The following is a 22,842-nucleotide window of genomic DNA, read 5'->3' on the forward strand; positions in this document are numbered from 1 at the left end:
GCCAAAACCCCCGCGCAAGCGAGCAGCCGCTCCCGACTGCTGCTGATACGCGGCGCGCGCGTATCGTCGGCACCTCGCCGGCCGCCGGCCGCCTCGCACGCCGGGCGGGCGCCCGCTGCCGGGCGCGCGCTTTTTTGCTTGAAAACGCGCGGCACGCACTTACCTTTCAAGCATGGCCGGCGCGCGCGGCGAACCCGGCGCGCGGCGCGCGGCGCGCGGTCACATCACGGTTGATTTCGTTCGAGCGTAAGATGCTGGTTTTTCCCCCGTATTCGCGCGTTTCCGGAGAGGCTTCATGCTGAAACACGGCCTCGCCGTCCTGCTCGCGAGCGCGGCGCTCGCCGCCCGCGCAGAGAGCACCGCGCCGCCCGCCATCGCCTGGGAGATCCAGGTCGTGCGCGACGGGCAGACCATCGATACGTTCCAGCAGACGACCACCGTCGGCCAGGCCCGCACCGACACCCATCACTATCCGTCCGCGCAGCCGGTCGGCTGCGGCGAAGCGGCGCGCGTCGTCGCGACCGAGCGCACCCGCTCCGTCACCGTCGCGCCGCTCGCGGCCGATTCGGGCGCCGTCTCGCTCGCGCTCGACGTGCAGGAAACGATGGACGATCCCGCCAGCGCCGGCAGCGATCCATGCGTGCCCGGCTCGCCACGGCAGATCGTCGCGAGCCACCCGGGCCTCGCCGTCGGCGCGGACTGGACCGACTGGACGCTCGTCGAGCAGCACCCGCGACTCGTCTACCGCGTGCGGGCGCATATCGCCAAGGATTGAACCGACATGCAAGCGTCCGACGCCCTGCCGTTCGCCGAGCCGCACGCCGCGGCCGACGAGATCACCGCCGTGAGCTGGAACCTGCACAAGGGCCGCTCGCCGCTCGGCTTCACCGCCTGGAACGCGATGCGCCGCTGGATGCAGTCGACACACGCCGACGTCTACTTCCTGCAGGAAGCGATGGCGCGGCGCCTGCCGCGCCCGGTCCTCGCGCCCGGCTTCGGCGCGCAGATGGACGAGTCGTTCGACGACGTCTGGCATTGCCAGGCGACCGAGATCGCCCGCACGCTCGACTGGCAGATCGCGCTCGGCCCGAACGTCTTCAAGCCGTCATGGCGGCACGGCAATGCGATCCTGTCGCCGCATCCGCTCGACCTCGGCGGCCGCTGGGACATCTCCGCGCACCGCTTCGAGCGGCGCGGCCTGCTCGTCGCGCGCGCGACGCTTGCCGGCGCGCGCCCCGTCACGCTGCTGTGCGCGCATCTCGCGCTCACGCGCGCCGCGCGGCTGCGCCAGATGCACTGGATCGCGCACTGGATCGTGCGCAACGCGAGCACCGGCCCGCTGGTGCTCGCCGGCGACTTCAACGACTGGCGCAACGACTCGGTCGCGCTGTTCGGCGAAATCGGCCTGTCCGAAGTCGCGACGCAACTCGGCGAATCCGGGCGCACGTTTCCCGCGTTCTCGCCCGCGCTCGCGCTCGACAAGATGTTCGTGCGCGGCCTCACGCCGATCGAGTGGACCGCGCCGTCCGGCGAGACCGCGTGGCTGTCGGATCATCTGCCGTACATCGCCCGCCTGCGGCTCGACTCGCGGTAAGCGCCAGGCGCGGCGGCACGGCACGCGCGACCGTGGTGGCTTGCCCCGCCCGAGGCCCGCGCCGCCATGAACCGGTTGCGGATCCTGCCGCAGATCGCCGCCGACAGACGAAAGGCAAACGAAAGACTGCGTTGCGTTAAATCCGCGTGCGGCGCAATGTCAAGCCCGCAATCAGCGCAAGCAAGGTAAAATAGCCAGCTATTCAAACGTCTGTCATCGAGAGGGCGCGTGTTCGGCGCGCCGGCCGGCCCATCGCAGGATCGGGCCGCCGCCCTCATTTTTCGCCCGTAACACGCGTTCATTACACGCGCCCGTTTTCGCAGCCATGAGCAAATTCGACACCGCTACCGTCCAATCCGTCCACCACTGGACCGACACGCTTTTCAGCTTCACCTGCAGCCGCGAGCAGAGCCTGCGCTTCAACAACGGTGAATTCACGATGGTCGGCCTCGAGGTCGACGGCAAGCCGCTGACCCGCGCGTACAGCATCGTGAGCCCGAACTACGAAGATCACCTCGAGTTCTTCAGCATCAAGGTGCAGGACGGCCCGCTGACGTCGCGCCTGCAGCACCTGAAGGTGGGCGACACGGTGCTGATCGGCAAGAAGCCGACCGGCACGCTCGTCGCCGACAACCTGCTGCCGGGCAAGACGCTGTGGCTGCTGTCGACCGGCACGGGTCTCGCGCCGTTCATGTCGATCATCCGCGATCCGGACATCTATGAGCGCTTCGAGCGCGTGGTCCTGACGCACACCTGCCGCCTGAAGGGCGAGCTGGCGTACATGGACTTCATCAAGCACGACCTGCCGGGCCACGAGTACCTGGGCGACATCATCAAGGAAAAGCTCGTCTACTACCCGACCGTCACGCGCGAGGAGTTCGAGAACGAGGGCCGCATCACCGACCTGATCTCGTCGGGCAAGCTGTTCACCGATCTCGGCGTCGAGCCGTTCTCGCCGGAAAACGACCGCGTGATGCTGTGCGGCAGCACCGCGATGCTGAAGGACACGACCGACCTCCTGAAGAAGGCCGGCCTCGTCGAAGGCAAGAACAGCGCGCCGGGTCACTACGTGATCGAGCGTGCGTTCGTCGATTGATCCGTACCGATATTTGTCGTGGATCACGAACCGGAGCGAAAGCTCCGGTTTTTTTTTGCGTGCGCGTCGCGAATTCGTAACAATTCATGGAATCGTCATCTCAAATAGTTACATTTCGCGGTGCCACTTCCTCCCGGTCGCGTGTCGGCATTTTTCTTACAAAGCGTTGATGCCGATCATGCACATTTACCCTTAAATGCCCGCCCGACATAAATTTTCATATTTTTTTGAGATATGATGCCCGGCGCTCGGATGCGATCCGGATGCGCATGGAAGGGTCGGACCAACTTGTTGCAAGATGTAAATTTTGTTACATTGGCATATAGCGATTCTCTTGCGGCAACCGTGACGTCAGTTACATCCGGTGTCCGCCGCCAATCGGTGTCCGAATAGATTTCTGACAGCAGGGAGAGTCATGGATACGCCGTTCACCGCGCCCGAGAGCGCCAGCGCGCCGTCGTCGCCGCAACACCCCTCGTCTGCGGACGCATCGCCCCGGCTCCACACTGCCGCCAGCCGCGAAGCGCTGCTCGCGCGCATCGCCGAGCTGTCCGCCGAACTCTTTTCCGCCGACGAAGCCGCACGCCGCCATCTGGCCGGCGAACTGCACGACGGCCTCGGCGCCGAACTGACCGCCGCGCGCTTTGCGCTCGCGAACGTCGATACCTGGCTGCCCGCCGATGCACCCGAGGGCTGCCGGCGCGCGCTCGATCTGGCACAGCGCGCGCTCGAAGCCGCATCCGACGCGAACCGCCGGCTGATCGCCGAGCGCGACATGCCGGCGCTCGACACGGGCCTCGTCAGCACGCTGTCGGCCTGGATCGCCGGCTACTCGGAACGCACCGGCCTGCGCACGAGCTTCGTGTGCGCCGCCGACGCGCGGCTGACGCAGCTCGCCGGCCCCGGCGCGGTGGCGGTCGTCCGGGTCGCGCAGGAAGCCCTGTCGAACGTCGCGAAGCACGCGCGCGCATCGCACGCCGACGTGCGCGTCGAGACCGACGACACGCACCTGTCGCTCGTCGTCGTCGACGACGGCATCGGTTTCTCGCGCGCCAGCCGGCGCGGCTACGGCTTGGCCGGCATGCGCGCCCGCTGCGAGGCGTTCGGCGGCCGCTTCGAGCTTGCCGCTCAGCCGGACGGCCGCGGCACCCGCCTGCATGCGCGCTTCGCGTGGGACGCCCTGGGCGCCGCGCCCCGCATGCTGCATTCGTGAGGCCGCGATGAGTCTGAATATCCTGCTCGTCGACGACCACGCGATCGTCCGGCAAGGCATCCGGCAACTGCTGGTCGATCGCGGCGTCGCCCGCGAGGTCGCGGAAGCCGAGACGGGCGCCGAAGCGATGGCGCTCGTCGACAAGAGCGCATTCGACGTGATCCTGCTCGACATCTCGCTCGCCGACATGAACGGCATCGAGGTGCTGAAGCGCATCAAGCGCAAGGAGCCGCGCACGCCGGTGCTGATGTTCTCGATGTACCGCGAGGATCAGTACGCGGTGCGCGCGCTGAAGGCCGGCGCGGCGGGCTACCTGTCGAAAACGGTCAACGCCGCGCAGATGGTCTCCGCGATCCAGCAGGTCGCCGCGGGCCGCAAGTACGTGAGCCCGGCGATGGCCGAGGCGCTCGCCGAATACGTGTCGTTCGAGAACGAGCCGATGCCGCACGAGAAGCTGTCCGACCGCGAATACCAGACGTTGTGCATGCTCGCGTCCGGCAAGCGGCTGACCGATATCGCGAACACGCTGTCGCTGTCGGTGAAGACGGTCAGCGTCTATCGCTCACGGCTGCTGGAGAAGATGAAGCTGTCGAACAACGCGGAGCTGACGTTCTACGTGATGAGCAACCGCCTCGTCGACATGACGCCGACCGCCGGCGCCTGACGCGTGCAGCGTGCCGTGCGCGCCGGCGGAACGCGCGCCGCACCGCTCGCGCAACCGCTTGTTTTCATTAGACGATTGCACTGCCCGATGTTGCGTCGCGGCGGGTCATTTTCTCCAGATCCGCTAAAATTCAGGGTTTTCACTTCGTTCCGTCGCGCTCGCGCGTTCCTGGCAATTCATTCGCAATGTCTCTCTTTCGCAAGAAAAACGTCGATCACATGATCGCCGGCGCGCACACCGCCGGACTCAAGAAAGCGCTGGGCGCGATCGACCTCACCTTCCTCGGCATCGGCGCCATCATCGGCACCGGCATTTTCGTGCTGACCGGCACGGGCGCCGTGCAGGCCGGCCCGGCGCTGATGCTGTCGTTCGTGATCGCCGCCATCGCGTGCGGCCTCGCGGCGCTGTCGTACGCCGAATTCGCGTCGACGATCCCGGTCGCCGGCTCGATCTACACGTATTCATACGCGACGCTCGGCGAGCTGGCCGCGTGGATCATCGGCTGGGACCTGATGCTCGAGTACGGCCTCGCGGCATCGGCCGTGTCGGTCGGCTGGTCCGGCTACCTGCAGTCGCTGCTGCAGGGCTTCGGGCTCGCGCTGCCGACCGTGCTGACCGCCGCGCCGGGCGCGGTGCCGGGCGTCGTCACCTGGTTCAACCTGCCGGCGTTCCTCGTGATGGTCATCATCACGACGCTGCTGTCGATCGGCATCCGCGAATCGACCCGCATCAACAACATCATGGTGTTCATCAAGGTCTCCGTGGTGCTGCTCGTGATCGCGGTCGGCATGTTCCACGTGACGCCCGCGAACTGGAAGCCGTTCATGCCGCATGGCTGGAACGGCGTGTTCGGCGCGGCTGCCGTGATGTTCTTCGCGTTCATCGGCTTCGACGCGGTGTCGTCGGCCGCGGAGGAAGTGAAGGACCCGAAGCGCGACCTGCCGATCGGCATCATCGCGTCGCTCGCGGTGTGCGCGGTCCTCTACGTGGCGGTCGCGGCCGTCGCGACGGGCATCGTGCCGGCCGCGCAGTACGCGAGCGTCTCGCACCCGATCTCGTACGCGCTGCAGGTCGCCGGCGAGAAGTGGGTCGCGGGCTTCATCGACCTCGGCGCCGTGCTCGGCATGCTGACCGTGATTCTCGTGATGAGCTACGGCCAGACCCGCATCATCTTCGCGATGTCGCGCGACGGCCTGCTGCCGTCCCTGCTGTCGCGCGTGCACCCGCGCTTCTCGACGCCGTTCCTGACGACCTGGCTGGTCGGCCTGTTCTTCGGCCTGATCGCCGCGCTCGTGCCGCTCAACGTGCTCGCCGAGCTGATCAACATCGGCACGCTCGCCGCGTTCTCGATGGTGTCGATCTCGGTGCTGGTGCTGCGCCGCACGCACCCGGAACTGCCGCGCGCGTTCCGCTGCCCCGGCGTGCCGGTCGTGCCGATCCTCGCGGTGGCCGCCTGTCTGTTCCTGATGCTCAACCTGGAACGCGTCACCTGGATCGCGTTCGTCGTCTGGCTCGTGATCGGCCTCGCGATCTATTTCGCGTATTCGCGACGCCACTCGAAGCTCGCGCACGGTCACCGCGCGCACTGACGCCCCGGCGTGACCCGCCGCCGTGCGCGGCGCCGGCACGGCCCCCTCGAAACGGCGCGCCCCTGGGCGCGCCGTTTTCTTTTTCGTCAGCCCAGGCCGGCGGCGAGCGCCGCCGCGACCGAGCCGGCGACCAGCACGACGCCGACCGTGCGGCGCTTGTTCAGCTCGGTCCAGAGCAGCACGCCGGTCAGCGACAGCAGGATCAGCGAACCGGCGATGGTGTCCGTCAGCAGCACCCAGAACAGGTTCATGCCGACGCCGCGGTGCAGGTTGTTGAGCAGGGTGAGAAACGTGTTGCTGGTCCGTTTCACCGACACGTAGCCGTTGCCGACCCAGTATTCGGCCTGCACACTGTTGCGCGGCCCGACGATGCCGAACTGCCAGTGCTCGGGCTGCGTGACGCGCTGGTCGCCCCACGCGACGGCCTGCGCCGGCTCCTTGCGGACCCGGCCCGGCTGGCCGTCGAACCGCAGCGTCCGCTTCAGCCATGCCGCCATCGCCACCGGCGTCGCGGGTACCGGGCTCGGCAGCGCGAGCTGCAGCTGCTCGACCTGCGGCTCGCCGGTGGAGATCTTCAGCGGCGGCGCGCGGTGGTTCAGCAGCACGCCCGTCACGCCGAACAGCAGGCCGAGCGCCGCGCCCCACAGGCCGACCCAGCCGTGCACCTTGCGCAGCCACTTGATGAAGGTCGCACGGCGCGAGCGCCGGCGGCGCGCGGAAAGTTCGACGTGGGACAGGGGGTGAGCCGCCGGATGACGCACGGGCGGCGAGGCGATCGTTTCGGGCGCGTTCACGCGAGTGATTCCATTCGTTCAAGGCAACGGGCGGCACGCGTTGCTCGCATGCCGCCCGCTCTATTTAAATGAGAATGGATATCATTACACAAATCGCCGCGCGGCTCAATCGCGCAGCGTGCCGGCGCGCGGCGGGGGCAACGGAAAGCGCGGCTCGCCGGCGGTGTCGCCGTCCTGGCGCTCGAGCGCGTACAGCCAGGCGAGCAGATCCGCGACCGCCTGATACAACTGCGGCGGGATGCGCGAATCGAGATCCACCTGCATCAGCAGCGACACCATTTCCGGCGCGGTATGCACGTACAGCCCGGCCTCGCGCGCGCGCGCGATAATCATTTCCGCGACGAGCCCGTAGCCCTTCGCGATCACGCGCGGCGCCGCGTCGCCGCCCTTCGAGTCGTAGACGAGCGCGGCCGCGCGCTTGCGGGACGATTCGCTCATCGCAGCATCCAGTCGTCGGCATGGGTGGAGCCGTCCGCGCCAGGCGCGGCGGCGGCGGCGGCGGACGGGTGACCCGCCGTGCCGTCGGCGGCGCGCGCATACGCGGCGGCGGCCGTCCGGGCGGCGGCCGCATCGAAGCTGTCGGGCGCGCCGTCGACCGCGCGGATCGATAGCCCGCCCAACTGCAGCCCCGATGCGAGCAGGCGCGCGCGCAGCTCGCTTTCGTGCCGCGTGAGGCGCTCGGCGCCCGCCTCGTTCGCCCCCAGCCGCGCGACGAGCTGCGTGCCGTTCAGCACCAGGTCCGCATCGACGGTGCCGAGCGACGGCAGCGTCAGCGTCAGCCGCGTGCGCCACGCGATGCCGTCTTCCATGTCGGCGACGCGCGCCGCGTGCCCGCCGGAGCCATCGGGCTCGATCGTCCAGTCGAGCCGCGCGCCCGGCCAGGCCTCGCCGATCCAGCGAAACTGGTCGGTCGCGAGCAAATCGAGCTGCTGGCGCACGAGCGGCATGGTCGCCGGATGCAGCGCGGCCGACGTCGCCTGCGACGCGTCCGCGGAAGTGTCGGCGAGCGCCGCGCGCGCGTGCGTCCCTGGCGCGCCCTGCAGGTCGGCATCGGCCGCGCGCGCATCGCCCGCCAGCGCGGCGAATCGCGGCGGCGTGGGCGCGTCAGGGGTCAGAAATGCGTGGGCAGGCGTGCCGGTCTGAGGCGGCGCGGCGGCGTCGCGTGCCGCGCCCGCCGGCAGCGGCACGCGCGCGGAGAGAATGTCTTCGAGCGACGGGTCGGGCACATCGCCGGCGCCCGTGCCCGCGGGTGTCGCCGACGGCATCGGCAGGCGCGCCTGCGGCTCGCGCTCGAGCGCGGCGGCGGGCCGCTGGCCGGCCAGCCACTGTGCGAGATGGGATTCGTAGAAAAGGCCGCTGTCGTTGACCGCTTGCGCGAGCGCCGCGCGCAGCGCCGCGACCGGCCCGGACGGCTGCGCGGCCTGGGTGGCCTGCGCGTGCTGCGCCGCCTGCGCCGCCGTGGACGACGCGTCCTGCGGCACGGTCGAGCCGGCCGCGTCTGCCGCCGTTTGCGACGCGGCGGCCATCAGCAGCGCGGCCGGATCGGCAAGCAACGGGACGCTGCCCATCACGGCCGGCGTCGCATCGCCGCCGAAGCGCGAGATTGCATCGAGCACGAGTCCGACCTCGGACAGCGCGGTTTGCGCGGATGCCTGCGGCGGCGCCGAAAGCCCGGCGGCCTGCGCGGAAGACGGCGACGCGCCCGCGGCCGGCGTGCCGACCTGCGCGGCCGTCGCCCCGCCCATCGGCGGCATCGCGATGTCGGTCAGCAAGCTGTCGATGCGGCTCGCCAGCGTCGCGGCGGCTACGGAGTCGATACCGGTCATGCTAGGGCCTGTTCACGCTAATAACGGGCTTGCGCCGGCCGCCAGACAGGCCGGGCACGAGGATTGCGAGGAAGCGGAGACGGCCCTGTTCGCTGGCGCCGGCCGGACATGGACCGGCGAACACGCGCCCGCCGGGCACGCCGTCAGCCGCGTGCCTGATACATGTCCGTCAACATCTTGGTCGAGCGGCGCGACTCGAACAGCGCGGACAGCCGCGCGACTTCCGGCGTCGCGAGATCGCGGATCGCGGCGTCGTCGGCAAGAATGCGGCGAATCAGGTCGAGCTTGCGGCCCAGCTCGATTTCATCGAGCGACACGCCCACCTCGGCCTCCTTCAGGCCTTCGACGAGCCGCAGGTATTCCGCCTGCAGCCGCGACAGCGCGCCCCAGTCCGCGACGCGCGCCGCGCGCAGCATCCGTGCGGATACCGCGACGATCGCGTCGTAACGCGCGAAATACTCTGCGTTCCGGTTCATCGCGCCTGATCCGCAGCCTGCTGGGCAGCCATGCGAGCCACTTCCGGGGCGATGCCGGTCCACGCCTCCTCGAGCGTGGCGAGCAGGCCGTCGACCTCGATCAGCATCGACTCGCTTGCCTCCACGTTCGCCTGCAGCAGGCGGCGGCAGATGTAGCTGTACAGTGCGTCGAGGCGTGCCGCGATCTCGCCGCCCGCCTCGCGATTGAGCGCCTGCTGCAGGCCGCTCTCGACGATGCGGATCGCCTTGCCGATCGCCTCGCCGCGCGCCGGGACGTTGTTCTGCTGCATGTGCATGCGCGCCAGGGCGATCGCCTGGCGCGCGCCCTGATACAGCATCGCGATCAGGCGATGCGGGTTCGCGCTCATCACCCCTGTTTCGACGCCGACGCGCGCGTACGCGCTGGCTCCAGCGTGTCCTGGGGAAAACATGCGCTCCTCCTTCTTCTAGATGCGTGGATGACGGTTGGTCCGCTGCCGCGTGACACTCGACGGCAGCCTTCTCCCGCTGTTATCGGAACGGAAACCCGAAAGCTTTAGATGCGACCTGCCTGCCGTCGCGTCAGACGGACATCTGCATGATGTCGTTGTAGGCGGTCACCAGCTTGTTGCGGACCTGCAGCCCGAACTGGAAGCCGATGTTGGCCTTCTGCATGTCGACCATCACGTCGTTCAGCGACACGTTCGCCGCGCCGACTTCGAACGCCTGCGCCTCGCCGACCGATTTCTGCTGGTCGCCGCTGATCTTGTCGAGCGACGCCTTCAGCGCGCCCGCGAAAGTGCTGGCCGTCGCCGCGCCGGAGCCGGCCAGCGCCGCAGTCGGGCTCGCCGTGCCGCCGGTGGCCTGCGCGGCCATCGCCTGCATCTGTTGCAACACCGATCCGATTCCGCTGACGCTCGCAGTCATGCTCTCTCCAGGAAAATGAACCCGGACGTGCCGGGCCGGCAATTCGCTGCGCGCAACGCGCCCACCATGCCGGATGACGAAAAGCATAGCAGCGCGCCGCGCGGCAAAGCCGCGAAAGTACGGGGGAAACCCGGCTCTTTTCCGGCGATCGGATTGGCGGCGACATCCCGATAATCGCATCGTGTCATTGTCTGCCCGCTCGCCCGAGCGGGCCTGTCGTCCCGCTCCGGAGAACCTCGACGCATGGATTCGCAGGCCAATTCGCTGATCAATCCCGACGCCCGCACGGGCCTCGCCACCCCGGCGCCCGCCGCCGCGGCGATGCCGGGCGCGGGCAGCGCCGGCGCGGACTTCGGCCTGGGCGGCTTCGCGGAGCGCATCCCCGGCATCGCGCGGATGAAGGGCAACCCGAAGCTGCCGTTCATCATCGCCGCCGCGCTCGCCGTCGCCGTGATCGTCGCGCTGGTGCTGTGGAGCCGTGCGCCCGACTACCGCGTGCTGTACAGCAACCTGTCGGACCGCGACGGCGGTGCGATCATCACCGCGCTCCAGCAGGCAAACGTTCCCTACAAGTTCGCGGACGCCGGCGGCGCGATCCTCGTGCCGGCGGCGCAGGTTCACGAGATGCGCCTGAAGCTCGCGGCGATGGGGCTGCCCAAGGGCGGCTCGGTCGGCTTCGAGCTGATGGACAACCAGAAATTCGGCATCAGCCAGTTCGCCGAGCAGATCAACTACCAGCGCGCGCTCGAAGGCGAGCTGCAGCGCACGATCGAGTCGGTCAACGCCGTGCGCGCCGCGCGCGTGCATCTCGCGATCCCGAAGCCGTCGGTGTTCGTGCGCGACCGCGAGGCGCCGTCCGCATCGGTGTTCGTGGATCTCTATCCGGGCCGCGTGCTCGATGAGGGCCAGGTGCTCGCGATCACGCGGATGGTCTCCTCGGGCGTGCCCGACATGCCCGCGAAGAACGTCACGATCGTCGACCAGGACGGCAACCTGCTGACCCAGCCGGCCTCGGCCAGCGGCCTCGACGCGAGCCAGCTCAAGTACGTGCAGCAGATCGAGCACAACACGCAAAAGCGCATCGACGCGATCCTCGCGCCGATCTTCGGCACCGGCAATGCCCGCTCGCAGGTCAGCGCCGACGTCGATTTCTCGCAGGCCGAGCAGACCTCGGAAAGCTACGGCCCGAACGGCGTGCCGCAGCAGGCCGCGGTCCGCAGCCAGCAGACCAGCACCGCGACCGAGATGGCGACGGGCGCCGCGTCGGGCGTGCCGGGCGCGCTGTCGAACACCCCGCCGCAGCCGGCCTCCGCGCCGGTCGTCGCCGGCGCCGGCCAGAACGGGCCGGGCTCGACGCCGATCAGCGACCGCAAGGACCAGACGACCAACTACGAACTCGACAAGACGATCCGCCACATCGAGCAGCCGATGGGCGGCGTGAAGCGGCTGTCGGTCGCGGTCGTCGTCAACTACCAGCCGGTCACGGACGCGAAGGGCCACGTGACGATGCAGCCGCTGTCGGCGGCGAAGCTCGCGCAGGTCGAGCAGCTCGTCAAGGATGCGATGGGCTACGACGCGAAGCGCGGCGACTCGGTCAACGTCGTCAACGCCACGTTCTCGAACGCGGACGATCCGTTCGCGAACCTGCCGTGGTGGCGCCAGCCCGAGATGATCGAGCTCGCGAAGGAAATCGCGAAGTGGCTCGGCATCGCGGCGGTCGCGGCGGCACTGTATTTCGTGTTCGTGCGCCCGGCGATGCGCCGCGCGTTCCCGCCGCCGGAACCGGCGGAGGCGGCGCTGCCCGTCGCGGACGAGGTGGTCGCGCTCGACGGCCTGCCCGCGTTCGAGCAGGAGAACGCGGAAGCCTCCGAGGCCGAGCTCGCGCTGCTCACCAGCGAGAACGACCGGGCCCGCTACGAACGCAATCTCGAATACGCGCGCACGATCGCCCGCCAGGATCCGAAGATCGTCGCGACCGTCGTGAAGACCTGGGTGAACGATGAACGTTGATCGCCTGCCCGAACGTACGCTGCTGCCGATGCCGACTGGCCTGGCAGAAGTCGCGCAGGCATGCGTCGCCGGGCGCGGCCAGCCCGTGAACGGCGGCAACGTGGAAGACACCCATGACTGATCAGGCGAGCGACCTGTCGAAGCCGCTCACCGCGTACCAGCGGTGGGAGATGGCATCGTTCGACCCCCCGCCGCCGCCGCCGCCGCCCGACGAGACGGCGGCGGCCGCCGCCGCGCTCGCGGCGGAGCTGCAGCGCGTGCGCGACGCCGCGCATGCGGAAGGCATGGCGGCCGGCCACGTCGAAGGCCAGGCGCTCGGCTACCAGGCCGGCCACGAGCAGGGCCTCAAGCAGGGTTTCGAAGCCGGCCAGGTGGCCGCGCACGCCGAAGCCGCGCAGCTCGCGGCGCTCGCGGCAACCTTCAAGGAAGCGCTCGCCAGCGCCGAGCACGATCTCTCCGCCGACATCGCGCAGCTCGCAATCGATATCGCGCAGCAGGTCGTGCGCCAGCACGTGAAGCACGATCCCGCCGCGCTGGTGGCCGCCGTGCGTGAAGTGCTCGCGTCCGAACCCGCGCTGTCGGGCGCGCCGTACCTGTGCGTCAATCCGGCCGACCTGCCGGTCGTCGAAGCGTACCTGCAGGAAGAACTCGGCGCGCTCGGCTGGACCGTGCAGACCGACGCGGCGATCGAACGCGGCGGCTGCCGCGCGCACGCGGCGACAGGCGAAATCGACGCGACGATCTCGACCCGCTGGGAGCGCGTCGCCGCGGCGCTCGGCAAGGTGAGCACATGGTGACGCTCGCGTCCGAGCCGAACGCACCGGGCGGCCTCACGCCGCTCGAGCGCGAAGTCGCACTCGCGTCGCTCGGCCCCGAATCCGCGCCCGATGCCCGCCTGGCCATCGCGCCGCTCGCCCCCGACGCGCTGCGCGCGCCGCACAACCCCCATCTCGCGCACTGGCGCTCGAACCTCGACGGCCTGCGCGCGCTGAACGCGCGCGCGTTGCCGATGCGCCCGTGCGGGCGCCTGACCCGTGCCGCGGGCCTCGTGCTCGAAGCCGTCGGCCTGCGCCTGTCGGTCGGCGCCGAATGCACGATCGAGCTGCCGCCCGGCAGCTCGCTGCCGAGCGCGGAAGCCGAAGTGGTCGGGTTCTCGGGCGAGCGCCTGTTCCTGATGCCGACCACCGAAGTCCACGGCGTGCTGCCCGGCGCGCGCGTATGGCCGCTCGAAAGCGCGCCGATCGCCGATCCGCTGTCGGGCGCGAAGCGGCTGCCGGTCGGCTGGGGCATGCTCGGCCGCGTCGTCGACGCGTCGGGCCGCCCGCTCGACAATCTCGGCCCGTTGACCTCGAAGGTCGACGCGCCGCTGTCCGCCCCGTCGATCAACCCGCTCGAGCGCGAGCCGATCCATCACGTGCTCGACGTCGGCGTGCGCGCGATCAACGGGCTGCTCACCGTCGGGCGCGGCCAGCGGATGGGCCTCTTTGCCGGCTCCGGCGTCGGCAAGTCGGTGCTGCTCGGCACGATGGCGCGCTACACGAGCGCCGAGGTGATCGTGATCGGCCTGATCGGCGAACGGGGCCGCGAAGTGAAGGAATTCATCGAGCAGATCCTCGGCGAGGACGGGCTCGCGCGCTCGGTCGTGGTCGCCGCGCCCGCCGACGTGTCACCGCTGCTGCGGATGCAGGGCGCGACATATGCGACCTCGCTCGCCGAATATTTCCGCGATCAGGGCAAGCACGTGCTGCTGCTGATGGATTCGCTGACCCGCTACGCGATGGCGCAGCGCGAGATCGCGCTCGCGATCGGCGAACCGCCTGCGACGAAAGGCTATCCGCCGTCGGTGTTCGCGAAGCTGCCCGCGCTCGTCGAGCGCACCGGCAACGGCCCCGAAGGCGGCGGCTCGATCACCGCGTTCTACACCGTGCTGACCGAAGGCGACGACCAGCAGGATCCGATCGCCGACTCCGCGCGCGCCATCCTCGACGGCCACGTCGTGCTGTCGCGTGCGCTCGCCGAAGCCGGCCACTATCCGGCGATCGACATCGAAGCGTCGATCAGCCGCGCGATGACCGCGCTGATCGACGACGCGCACCTCGACCGGGTGCGCCAGTTCAAGCAGATGCTGTCGCGTTACCAGCGCAACCGCGACCTGATCGCGGTGGGCGCCTACGCGCCGGGGCGCGACGCGCAGCTCGACCGCGCGATCGCGCTCTACCCGCGCATCGAGGCCTTCCTGCAGCAGGGCTTTCGCGAATGCGCGCCGTTCGCATCGAGCCTCGCCGCGCTCGATGCGCTGTTCGACACTCAAGGAGGCTGACGCTCATGGCCAAGAGCTTTCCCATGCAGATCCTGCTCGATCGCGCGAACGAGGACCTCGACGCCGCGACCAAGCAACTTGGCGTCGCGCAGCGCGAGCGCACCGACGCCGTGAACCAGCTCGACGCGCTGCTGCACTATCGCGACGAATATCACGCCCGTTTCGCGCAGACCGCGCAAAGCGGGATGCCTGCCGGCGACTGGCGGAATTTCCAGGCGTTCATCGACACGCTCGACGCGGCGATCGCGCAGCAGCGCCGCGTGCTCGCGGCCGCCGAGGCGCGCATCGACGAAGCCCGCCCGCACTGGCAACAAAAGAAACGCACTGTCGGCTCGTATGAAATCCTGCAGGCGCGCGGCGTGACGCAAGAAGCCCGCCGCACCGCGAAGCGCGAACAGCGCGAAGCCGACGAACACGCCGCCAAGGTCCTGCGCATGCGGGCCGACGCGGCGAACTCGATGTAATCGTCCGTTTTCGACCGAGAGATACCCCATGCCTTCACTGTCCATGCTCGGCGCGCTGATCGACACCGCCAGCGCCGCGATCAAGGCCGTCCGCCAGGCCAGCGCGTCCGATTCGTCCGCCGCCGCGAGCGGCGCGTCGGCAGCGAGCCCGCAGCCGTTCGCGCAGACGCTGCAGCAAAGCGTCACCTCGCACAATTCGGCTGCGTCGGGCAGCACATCGTCGTCGAATGCGGCGTCGGGCTCGACGTCGACGGTGGCGGACGGCACGAAGCCGTCCGGCAAGTCCGACGGCAAGTCCCACGACGACACCACGACCGGCGACGTGAATCCCGATGCCGCCGCGCTCGCCGCCGCTGCAGCGGTGCAGGCCCAGTTGCAGGCGCGCCCCGACGCGGCGACGACCGTCGCGAACGCGGCGTCGACGGTCGCGCAGGCCGCCACCGACGCGCAGCAGATGCTCGCCGGCGCGGCGAAGACGGTCGCGAATGCGGTTGCGGGTACCGCGCAGGATGCCTCGCAAACCGCCGGCGCCGGCACCCCGTCGACGAGCCAGGACGCGCTGCACGCAGCGCTCGCGAAGCTCACGGGCGGCGGCGGGGTGACGGTGCCGTCGGTCAGCGGGGCTGCCGCGCAGCCGGCCGCGACGTCGACCGCATCGGCGCTCGCGGAGAAGACGCCGACCTTCGGCAAGACGCTCGCCGACGCGAAGGACGCGCTCGCCGCGCCGCAGCCGCAGGCAGCTGCCACGCCGGCGCTGCAGGTCGACGCCGCCGCGAAGGTTGACGCATCGCACGCACTTGCCGCCACGCAGGACGCGACGACGGATGCGGCCAGCTCGACGCTCGCCGCGGCGACGGCCGTCGCGCAGCAGCAGAGCCTGAGCGCGGCGCAGTCGCCGGCCGCAAGCGCCGCCGCGACGACGCACTCGCTGGCGCCGCAAGTCGGCACCACCGACTGGACGGAAGCGCTGAGCCAGAAGGTCGTATTCCTGTCGAATGCACACCAGCAAAGCGCCGAGCTGACGCTCAACCCGCCGGATCTCGGGCCGCTGCAGGTCGTGCTGCGGGTCGCCGACAATCACGCGCACGCGCTGTTCGTGTCGCAGCACGCGCAGGTGCGCGAGGCCGTCGAGGCCGCGCTGCCGAAGCTGCGCGAGGCGATGGAAGCCGGCGGCCTCGGCCTCGGCAGCACGACCGTCAGCGACGGCGGCTTCGCATCGTCCCAGCAAAACGCGCAGCAGGCGTTCGGCGGCGGCCAGTCGGCACGGCGCGGCAACGGCGCGTCGTCGGGCAGCGGCACCGTGATGGACGCCGCGGCGTCCACGGCCACCGTCGCGACCCAGCAAAGCGTCGGCCTCGTCGATACGTTTGCCTGAGCCCCGGTGAGCGCGCCGGTCAGCGACCGTGCGCCGCGCTCACCGTCTCCCCACGCGGCACGCCCGCCCTGCGCGCGGCCGCGATGAAATCCGCCGCGCGTTCGCCGATCATCACGGACGGCGCGTTCGTGTTGCCGCCGATCAGCGTCGGCATCACCGACGCATCGACGACGCGCAAGCCTTCTACGCCGCGCACGCGCAATTGCGGATCGACGACCGCGCGCGCGTCCGAACCCATCCGGCAGGTGCCGACCGGGTGATAAATCGTGTCCGCATGCGCGACGATCGTCGCGCGCAACTCGGCTTCCGACTGACCGGGATGCGTGTACAGCTCCCGCCCGCCCATCGACGCGAGCGGCGCCGCTGACAGGATGCGGCGCATCGCCTGCGCGCCGCGCACGAGCAGCTCGAGGTCGCGCGCATCGCTGAAGAAGCGCGGATCGATGCGCGGCGCGTCGCGCATGTCGCCGCTCGCCAGCGTCACGGTTCCGCGGCTGAACGGCCGCAGCGCGCACACGTGCAGCGAGTAGCCGAATCCCCAGTGCATCCGGCGGTTGTGGTCGTCGACGAGCGCGGTGCAGAAATGCAGCTGCAGGTCCGGGCGATCGAGTGCAGGATCGCTCTTGATGAAGCCGCCCGCCTCCGCGACATTGCTCGTCATCATCCCCGTGCGGCGCGAGAAGTAGCGCGCGAGCGCCGGCGTCATCTTCGCGATCCCGCGCACGCAGATGCCGACCAGATCCGACGAATCGACGCGCGTATTGATGATGAAGTCGATGTGATCGATCAGGTTCGCGCCGACGTCCGGCGCGTCGTGCACGACCGCGATGCCGTGGCGCCGCAGCTCGGCGGCCGGCCCGATCCCCGAGCACATCAACAGTTGCGGCGTGTTGAACGCCCCCGCCGACAGCACCACTTCCGCGCGCGCGCCGAGCGTCTCGACCCGGCCGTTGCGCGACACCGTCACGCCGATCACGCGCTTGCCGTCGAAGCCGACACGCAGCACGGTCGCGTCGGTGATCACGTTCAGGTTCGGCCGGTTGCGATCGTGGAGGTAGGCGCGCGCGACGCTGCAGCGCGAGCCGTCGCGATGCGTGACCTGATAGAAGCCGACGCCTTCCTGCGTCGCGCCGTTGAAATCGTCGTTGAGCGGATAGCCGGCCGCATGCGCGGCCTGGATGAATCGTTCGGAGAACGGATTACGGAAGCGCAGATCCGATACGGAAAGCGGCCCGGCCGCGCCATGCCAGTCGTCCGCGCCGCGCTGGTTGCCTTCCGCGCGCCTGAAATACGGCAGCACGTCGCGCCAGCCCCAGCCGGTGCAGCCGAGCCGCGCCCACTCGTCGTAGTCGAGCGGATGGCCGCGCGTGTAGATCATCGCGTTGATCGCGCTCGATCCGCCCGTTCCGCGCCCGCGCGGCTGATACCCGCGACGGCCGCCGAGGCCCGGCTGCGGCACGGTCTCGTAGCCGTAGTTGGTGCCGAACTTGAACGGCACGAGCGCCGCGATGCCGACCGGCATGTTCACGAGCAGGTTGCGCTCGGTGCGCGGGCCCGCTTCGATCAGCGCGATCGTCGCATCGGGGCACGCATCGGCGAGCCGGCCTGCGAGGCTCGCGCCGCCCGAGCCCGCACCGACAATGATGTAGTCGTAGTACATGTCAGTCTCCTTCATGTCACGAATCGCGCCCGGCGCGGCCGGATCTGTGTCGTTGTGTTCGCGCATTGTAGAAATGCCGCACGCCCGCGCGGTGCACGGATTCAAGAGCGATTCCTCTAAACGTGCGCGTGAACTAAATTTAAGATGCTTGGATTCGTGATGCGCGATTCCGCCGGGCGCCACGCTCAACTGGAGGAGACGACATGAAAAACGACCTGCCCGAATTCGCCGCGCTGACCGCGCTGCTGCACGACCAGCGCGCCGCCTGGCTGCGCGCGCCGTATCCGTCCTGGGAGACGCGCGCGACGCACCTGCGCTCGCTGCGCGCGATGCTGCTCGGCCATGCCGACGCGCTCGCCGATGCGATCAGCGCGGATTTCGGCCATCGCGCGAAGCAGGAAGTGCTGCTGTCGGAAATCTGGATGGCGAAGGAAGAGATCGACGAGGCGCTCAGGCACGGCAAGCGGTGGATGAAGCCGATGCGCCGGCCGATGAACAAGTGGCTGCGCCCGGCGCGCGCGAAAGTGATTCCGCAGCCGCTCGGCGTCGTCGGCATCGTCGTGCCGTGGAACTATCCGGTGCTGCTGGCCGCCGGCCCGCTGATCTGCGCGCTCGCGGCCGGCAATCGCGCGATCGTCAAGATGTCCGAACTGACGCCGCGCACGTCCGCGCTGTTCGAGCAGCTGATCGCGAAGACCTTCTCGCGCGACCACGTCGCCGTCGTCAATGGCGATGCCGAAGTCGGCGCGGCGTTCAGCGCGCTGCCGTTCGACCACCTTCTGTTCACCGGATCGACGCAGGTCGGCCGTCACGTGATGCGCGCCGCCGCCGAACACCTGACGCCCGTCACGCTCGAGCTCGGCGGCAAGTCGCCGGCGATCGTCGGGCCGGACGCGCGCTTCGACGCGGCGGTCGACGCGATCGTCGCGGGCAAGACGCTGAACGCCGGCCAGACCTGCATCGCGCCCGACTACGTGCTGCTGCCGCGCGGCATGGAAGCAGCGTTCATCGAGCGGGCGCGCATGCGGCTCGAAAAGATGTATCCGGATTTCGCGCGCAACGCCGATTACACGTCGATCGCCACCGAGCGCCACTTCGCGCGGCTGCAGCGGCTCGCGAGCGACGCGCAGGCAGCCGGCGCGCAACTGCACCCGCTCGTCGATGCGTCGTCCGATCCGGCGTCGCGCCGCTTCGCGCCATGCGCGATCACGCACGCGCCGGACGCATCGCCCCTGATGCAGGAGGAAATCTTCGGGCCGCTGCTACCGCTCGTGCCGTACGAGACGGTGGATGAAGCGATCGCGTACGTGAACGCGCGGCCGCGCCCGCTCGCACTCTACCTGTTCGACGAGGACGCCGCGACGATCGACCGCGTGATGCGCGAGACCGTGTCGGGCGGCGTGTCGATCAACGAGACGCTGATGCACATCGCGTGCGGCAGCCTGCCGTTCGGCGGCGTCGGATCGAGCGGGATGGGCGCGTACCACGGCTACGACGGCTTCGTGACCTTCTCGAAGATGAAGCCGGTGCTGACGCAGGCGCGCGTGAACGCACGCAACCTGCTCGCGCCGCCGTACGGCGCGCGTTTCGCCGCGCTGATCAAGCTGATGATGAAGTTCTGAGCAAGGCGCGGCGCGCAGCGTGGGGCGCGCGGCTGCGTCGCCTCACTCGCCGCGCCGGCTGTCGGCGGTCGGCGGTCGGCGGTCGGCGGTCGGCGGTCGGCGCGGCGGTCGGCCGGCAAGCGGCACGCCGCACCAGTACGCGTCACACCGGCCAGAGCGGCCCTTCCTGCATCGCGCCGATCTGCTCGCGCAGTTCCAGCACGCGCGCTTCCCAGTAGTGGTGCGTGTTGAACCACGGAAACGCGGCGGGAAACGCCGGATCGTCCCAGCGGCGCGCGAGCCACGCGGCGTAATGAATCAGGCGCAGCGTGCGCAACGCCTCGATCAGGTGCAGTTCGCGCGGCTCGAATTCGCAGAAATCCTCGTAGCCGGCCAGCAGGTCGGCGAGCGCGCGCGACGCGCCTGCGCGGTCGCCGGGCAGGAGCAGCCACAGATCCTGGATCGCCGGCGCCATCCGGCTGTCGTCGAAGTCGACGAAATGGGGGCCGGCGTCGGTCCACAGCACGTTGCTCGGATGACAGTCGCCGTGCGTCCGCAACAGGCGTATCTCGCCCGCACGCTCGAACGCGGCCTCGACACCTTCGAGCGCGAGCGCCACCGCGGTCTCGTAGGCGGGCCGGACGTCGGCCGGAATGAAGTCGTGCGCGAGCAGATAGTCGCGCGGCTCATAGCCGAACGAGCGGATGTCCAGCGTCGGCCGCGCGACATAGGGTCGGGTCGCGCCGACCGCGTGAATGCGGCCGATGAAGCGGCCGAGCCATTCGAGCGTGTCGCTCCGGTCGAGATCGGGCGCGCGGCCGCCTCGCCGCTCGAAGATCGAGAAGCGAAAGCCGTCGAACGCGTGCAGCGTGCGGCCGTCGAAGACGCGCGCGGGCACCGCCGGGATCTCGCGCGCGGCGAGCTCCGCGACGAACGCGTGTTCCTCCAGGATCGCTTCGTCCGACCAGCGATGCGGCCGGTAGAACTTCGCGACGATCGGCGGGCCGTCTTCGATGCCGGCCTGATAGACGCGGTTTTCGTAACTGTTGAGGGCGAGCAGGCGGCCGTCGGTGCGCTGGCCGGCCGGCATCAGCACGCTGTCGAGCGCGTCGAGCACGCACTCGGGGGTCAGGCCGGCGAAGGGCGGCCCGGCGGGGGCGGCGGAGGTGGATTGAGCTTCGTTCATGCCACGCATTGTGCCGTCAGCCGGGCCGAAAGACGAGCGCTCGCCGGGCGGGCGCTCGATGGGCAGGCGCTCAGTGCAGCGCGGCGCCCGTCGGCAGCACGGATTCGCCGGTATCGATCAGGTCCTCGAGAAAAAAAGGTTCGGTGTTGAGCTCCTTCGACTCGCCCGGCACGCCCGCGTACCAGGTCACCATTGCCATGTCGCCCAGGATGCGCTGGACGATGCCGCGCGCGCCTTTCGGCACCGCGATATGGGTTGTGCAGACAATCGACCCGACATGCATGATGTTTCCCCATTCTTGTAACCGGCCTGGACCGCATGGCCGGGAAATGCTCGATCCGCGCCGCCGCTCGTGGCGAGCGCCGCGCGTGTCCCATTGTTCACGGTTTATCGAAGCGCGAAAAGAAAAAGAAGCGGCCAAAGTGCCGCGAATTCGCTGGATGTATCGAATCAACCACTCGGTCGCCGGCGCGCTTGCGCCCCGGACGCCCTCATCATACCCTGTCGATCGCAACGGCCCGTGTTTCCGCCCGCCGCGCTCCGGCAGCCGACGCGAATCGCGCAACCGGCGTATCGTTCCGGGTTTCCGTATCGCCCTGGAGATTCCGCGTGACCGCCCCATCCGGGACGGCGTCCCGCACGCCGCCCCCTGCCGCCCCCGGCGCCTATCTCGAACGCGGCTCCCGCAGCTACTGGCGCGCGAGCGTCGCGCTGCTGTTCGCCGGCTATGCGACGTTCTCGCTGCTCTACTACGTACAGCCGCTGTTGCCGGAATTCTCGAAGACATTCGGCGTGAGCCCCGCGCAAAGCAGCCTCGCGCTGTCGTTCTCGACCGCCGCGCTCGCGCTCGCGGTCTTCGTCGCGGGCTTCGTGTCCGAAAGCCTGAGCCGCCACCGGCTGATGACCGCATCGCTCACGCTGTCGTCGCTGCTCACGCTCGGCGCGGCGTTCGCGCCGCACTGGCACCAGATGCTCGTGCTGCGCGCGCTCGTCGGGCTCGCGCTCGGCGGCGTGCCGGCCGTCGCGATGGCCTATCTCGCCGAGGAAGTGCATCCGGACGGCCTCGGCCTCGCGATGGGCCTGTACGTCGGCGGCACCGCGATCGGCGGGATGGCCGGGCGCGTGATCACCGGCGTGCTCGCCGACCTGTTCACATGGCGCATCGCGGTCGGCGCGATCGGTGTGCTCGGCTTCGCGTCGATGCTCGCGTTTCGCGCGCTGCTGCCGCCGTCGCGCCACTTCACGCCGCGCCGCGGCCTCGATCTCGCGCATCACCGCGCGTCGCTCGCGCGCCACCTGCGCGGCCGCCGCGAGCTGCCGGTGCTGTTCGCGATGGCGTTCCTGCTGATGGGCAGCTTCGTCACGCTGTACAACTACATCGGCTACCGCCTGCTCGCGCCGCCGTATACGATGAGCCAGGCGACGATCGGCGCGATCTTCGTCGTCTACCTGGTCGGCGTCGTCGCGTCGCCGTGGTCCGGCCGGATGGCCGACTCGCTCGGCCGCGGCCGGGTGCTGATCGCCAGCGTGGGCATCATGCTGACGGGCGTCGCGCTCACGCTGCTGCATCCGGTCGCCGCGATCGCCGCGGGCATCGCATGCGTGACGTTCGGCTTCTTCGCCGGGCACTCGGTCGCGAGCGGCTGGGTCGGCCGCCTCGCGAAGCTGGGCAAGGGGCAGGCCGCCGCGCTGTACCTGCTCGCGTATTACCTCGGATCGAGCCTCGTCGGCTCGTTCGGCGGCCATTTCTGGAGCGCGAGCGGCTGGCCGGGTGTCGCGGGTCTCGTCGCGACGCTGCTCGCCGCCGCTCTCGCGGCCGCGCTGTGGCTGCGCCGCCGCGAGCGCACGGGCGCCGCGTAGCGCGCGCCGGGCGTCCGTAACCCAATGCAGCGCCGCGACGCGAGCGCCGGCGATGGCCGGCGCCTCGCGCCCCGCATCGGCCCCGCACCGAAACGAAAGCAAATCGAAACACATTTGCAAGACGTTCGCGTCACACGCAGGCAGCACATGCGCTTCGTCGTGTTTTCGACTGATTTTTAATGGTTCGGATAGCGAAAAACGACGCGTC

At 69.7% G+C, this 22,842-nt stretch carries 24 protein-coding genes; 15 read left to right on the forward strand and 9 right to left on the reverse strand.

The features are described 5' to 3' along the window. From LIG30_RS27100 to LIG30_RS03365, 7 genes are all read left to right on the forward strand, one after another. On the forward strand, positions 1–302 hold a 302-nt coding region (locus LIG30_RS27100), incomplete at its 5' end, for a hypothetical protein (RefSeq protein WP_235510161.1). After that, a complete protein-coding gene (locus tag LIG30_RS03340; protein WP_038709644.1) occupies positions 296–775 on the forward strand; it encodes a hypothetical protein in 480 nt (159 codons plus the stop codon). The genes LIG30_RS27100 and LIG30_RS03340, both read left to right, overlap by 7 nt. Positions 776–781: 6 nt before the next feature. Then, a complete protein-coding gene (locus LIG30_RS03345) occupies positions 782–1,594 on the forward strand; it encodes an endonuclease/exonuclease/phosphatase family protein (protein WP_038709645.1) in 813 nt (270 codons plus the stop codon). A 325-nt stretch (positions 1,595–1,919) separates the two neighbouring features. After that, positions 1,920–2,690, forward strand: coding sequence for a ferredoxin--NADP reductase (locus tag LIG30_RS03350; RefSeq protein WP_038709647.1), 771 nt, complete (start codon positions 1,920–1,922; stop codon positions 2,688–2,690). Positions 2,691–3,105: 415 nt separating this feature from the next. After that, entirely contained in the window at positions 3,106–3,903 is a 798-nt protein-coding gene (locus LIG30_RS03355) for a sensor histidine kinase (RefSeq protein ID WP_038709648.1), read from the forward strand. A gap of 7 nt (positions 3,904–3,910) precedes the next feature. After that, entirely contained in the window at positions 3,911–4,567 is a 657-nt protein-coding gene (rqpR, locus tag LIG30_RS03360) for a response regulator transcription factor RqpR (protein ID WP_038709650.1), read from the forward strand. A gap of 185 nt (positions 4,568–4,752) precedes the next feature. Next, positions 4,753–6,156: an amino acid permease gene (locus tag LIG30_RS03365; protein ID WP_038709653.1), complete on the forward strand. Its 1,404-nt coding sequence runs from the start codon at positions 4,753–4,755 to the stop codon at positions 6,154–6,156. 86 nt (positions 6,157–6,242) lie between these two features. Here the strand turns inward: LIG30_RS03365 and LIG30_RS03370 are convergent, their stop codons facing one another. From LIG30_RS03370 to fliE, 6 genes are all read right to left on the reverse strand, one after another. Then, positions 6,243–6,950 (reverse strand): PepSY-associated TM helix domain-containing protein, encoded by a 708-nt coding sequence (locus tag LIG30_RS03370; protein ID WP_038709655.1) that lies wholly within the window; start codon positions 6,948–6,950, stop codon positions 6,243–6,245. 105 nt (positions 6,951–7,055) lie between these two features. Next, positions 7,056–7,388: an EscU/YscU/HrcU family type III secretion system export apparatus switch protein gene (locus tag LIG30_RS03375; protein WP_038709656.1), complete on the reverse strand. Its 333-nt coding sequence runs from the start codon at positions 7,386–7,388 to the stop codon at positions 7,056–7,058. Further along, entirely contained in the window at positions 7,385–8,776 is a 1,392-nt protein-coding gene (gene fliK, locus LIG30_RS03380) for a flagellar hook-length control protein FliK (RefSeq protein ID WP_051994844.1), read from the reverse strand. The genes LIG30_RS03375 and fliK overlap by 4 nt, the downstream gene beginning before the upstream one ends. 143 nt (positions 8,777–8,919) lie before the next feature. After that, a complete protein-coding gene (locus tag LIG30_RS03385; RefSeq protein ID WP_038709658.1) occupies positions 8,920–9,252 on the reverse strand; it encodes a flagellar protein FliT in 333 nt (110 codons plus the stop codon). Continuing rightward, positions 9,249–9,683, reverse strand: a complete 435-nt coding sequence (gene fliS, locus LIG30_RS03390) for a flagellar export chaperone FliS (protein WP_038709661.1) — start codon at positions 9,681–9,683, stop codon at positions 9,249–9,251. The genes LIG30_RS03385 and fliS overlap by 4 nt, the downstream gene beginning before the upstream one ends. A 130-nt stretch (positions 9,684–9,813) precedes the next feature. After that, positions 9,814–10,158, reverse strand: coding sequence for a flagellar hook-basal body complex protein FliE (fliE, locus tag LIG30_RS03395; protein ID WP_038709662.1), 345 nt, complete (start codon positions 10,156–10,158; stop codon positions 9,814–9,816). A gap of 243 nt (positions 10,159–10,401) precedes the next feature. On the opposite strand from fliE, the gene fliF reads away from it, so the two are divergent. Genes fliF through LIG30_RS03420 form a run of 6 tightly spaced genes read left to right on the forward strand, consistent with a single transcriptional unit; the run spans position 10,402 to position 16,327 of the window. Further along, entirely contained in the window at positions 10,402–12,168 is a 1,767-nt protein-coding gene (gene fliF, locus LIG30_RS03400; protein WP_038709663.1) for a flagellar basal-body MS-ring/collar protein FliF, read from the forward strand. Continuing rightward, a complete protein-coding gene (locus LIG30_RS27420; RefSeq protein ID WP_268760678.1) occupies positions 12,158–12,289 on the forward strand; it encodes a hypothetical protein in 132 nt (43 codons plus the stop codon). The genes fliF and LIG30_RS27420 overlap by 11 nt, the downstream gene beginning before the upstream one ends. Next, on the forward strand, positions 12,282–12,965 hold the full coding sequence (fliH, locus tag LIG30_RS03405) for a flagellar assembly protein FliH (RefSeq protein ID WP_038709666.1): 684 nt from the start codon (positions 12,282–12,284) through the stop codon (positions 12,963–12,965). Before LIG30_RS27420 ends, fliH begins: the two co-directional genes overlap by 8 nt. Beyond that, a complete protein-coding gene (fliI, locus tag LIG30_RS03410; protein WP_038709668.1) occupies positions 12,959–14,488 on the forward strand; it encodes a flagellar protein export ATPase FliI in 1,530 nt (509 codons plus the stop codon). Before fliH ends, fliI begins: the two co-directional genes overlap by 7 nt. A 5-nt stretch (positions 14,489–14,493) precedes the next feature. Beyond that, on the forward strand, positions 14,494–14,952 hold the full coding sequence (gene fliJ, locus LIG30_RS03415; protein ID WP_038709669.1) for a flagellar export protein FliJ: 459 nt from the start codon (positions 14,494–14,496) through the stop codon (positions 14,950–14,952). A 28-nt stretch (positions 14,953–14,980) separates the two neighbouring features. Then, the gene (locus LIG30_RS03420; protein WP_038709671.1) at positions 14,981–16,327 is read left to right on the forward strand and encodes a flagellar hook-length control protein FliK; all 1,347 of its coding nucleotides are present in this window, start codon (positions 14,981–14,983) and stop codon (positions 16,325–16,327) included. A 19-nt stretch (positions 16,328–16,346) separates the two neighbouring features. On the opposite strand, the gene LIG30_RS03425 is transcribed toward LIG30_RS03420, so the two are convergent. Further along, the gene (locus LIG30_RS03425) at positions 16,347–17,987 is read right to left on the reverse strand and encodes a GMC family oxidoreductase (RefSeq protein ID WP_038709931.1); all 1,641 of its coding nucleotides are present in this window, start codon (positions 17,985–17,987) and stop codon (positions 16,347–16,349) included. Between the two features lie 203 nt (positions 17,988–18,190). Here LIG30_RS03425 and LIG30_RS03430 point away from each other — a divergent pair, with 203 nt between their 5' ends. Then, entirely contained in the window at positions 18,191–19,609 is a 1,419-nt protein-coding gene (locus LIG30_RS03430; RefSeq protein WP_038709672.1) for a coniferyl aldehyde dehydrogenase, read from the forward strand. 142 nt (positions 19,610–19,751) lie between these two features. On the opposite strand, the gene LIG30_RS03435 is transcribed toward LIG30_RS03430, so the two are convergent. Continuing rightward, positions 19,752–20,783, reverse strand: coding sequence for a serine/threonine protein kinase (locus tag LIG30_RS03435; RefSeq protein ID WP_038709673.1), 1,032 nt, complete (start codon positions 20,781–20,783; stop codon positions 19,752–19,754). A 61-nt stretch (positions 20,784–20,844) separates the two neighbouring features. Then, positions 20,845–21,057, reverse strand: coding sequence for a hypothetical protein (locus LIG30_RS03440; RefSeq protein WP_038709675.1), 213 nt, complete (start codon positions 21,055–21,057; stop codon positions 20,845–20,847). A 326-nt stretch (positions 21,058–21,383) separates the two neighbouring features. On the opposite strand from LIG30_RS03440, the gene LIG30_RS03445 reads away from it, so the two are divergent. Further along, positions 21,384–22,634 (forward strand): MFS transporter, encoded by a 1,251-nt coding sequence (locus LIG30_RS03445; RefSeq protein ID WP_038709676.1) that lies wholly within the window; start codon positions 21,384–21,386, stop codon positions 22,632–22,634. Positions 22,635–22,842 lie beyond the last annotated feature (208 nt).

This window comes from Burkholderia sp. lig30, assembly GCF_000687455.2.
GTDB lineage: Bacteria > Pseudomonadota > Gammaproteobacteria > Burkholderiales > Burkholderiaceae > Burkholderia.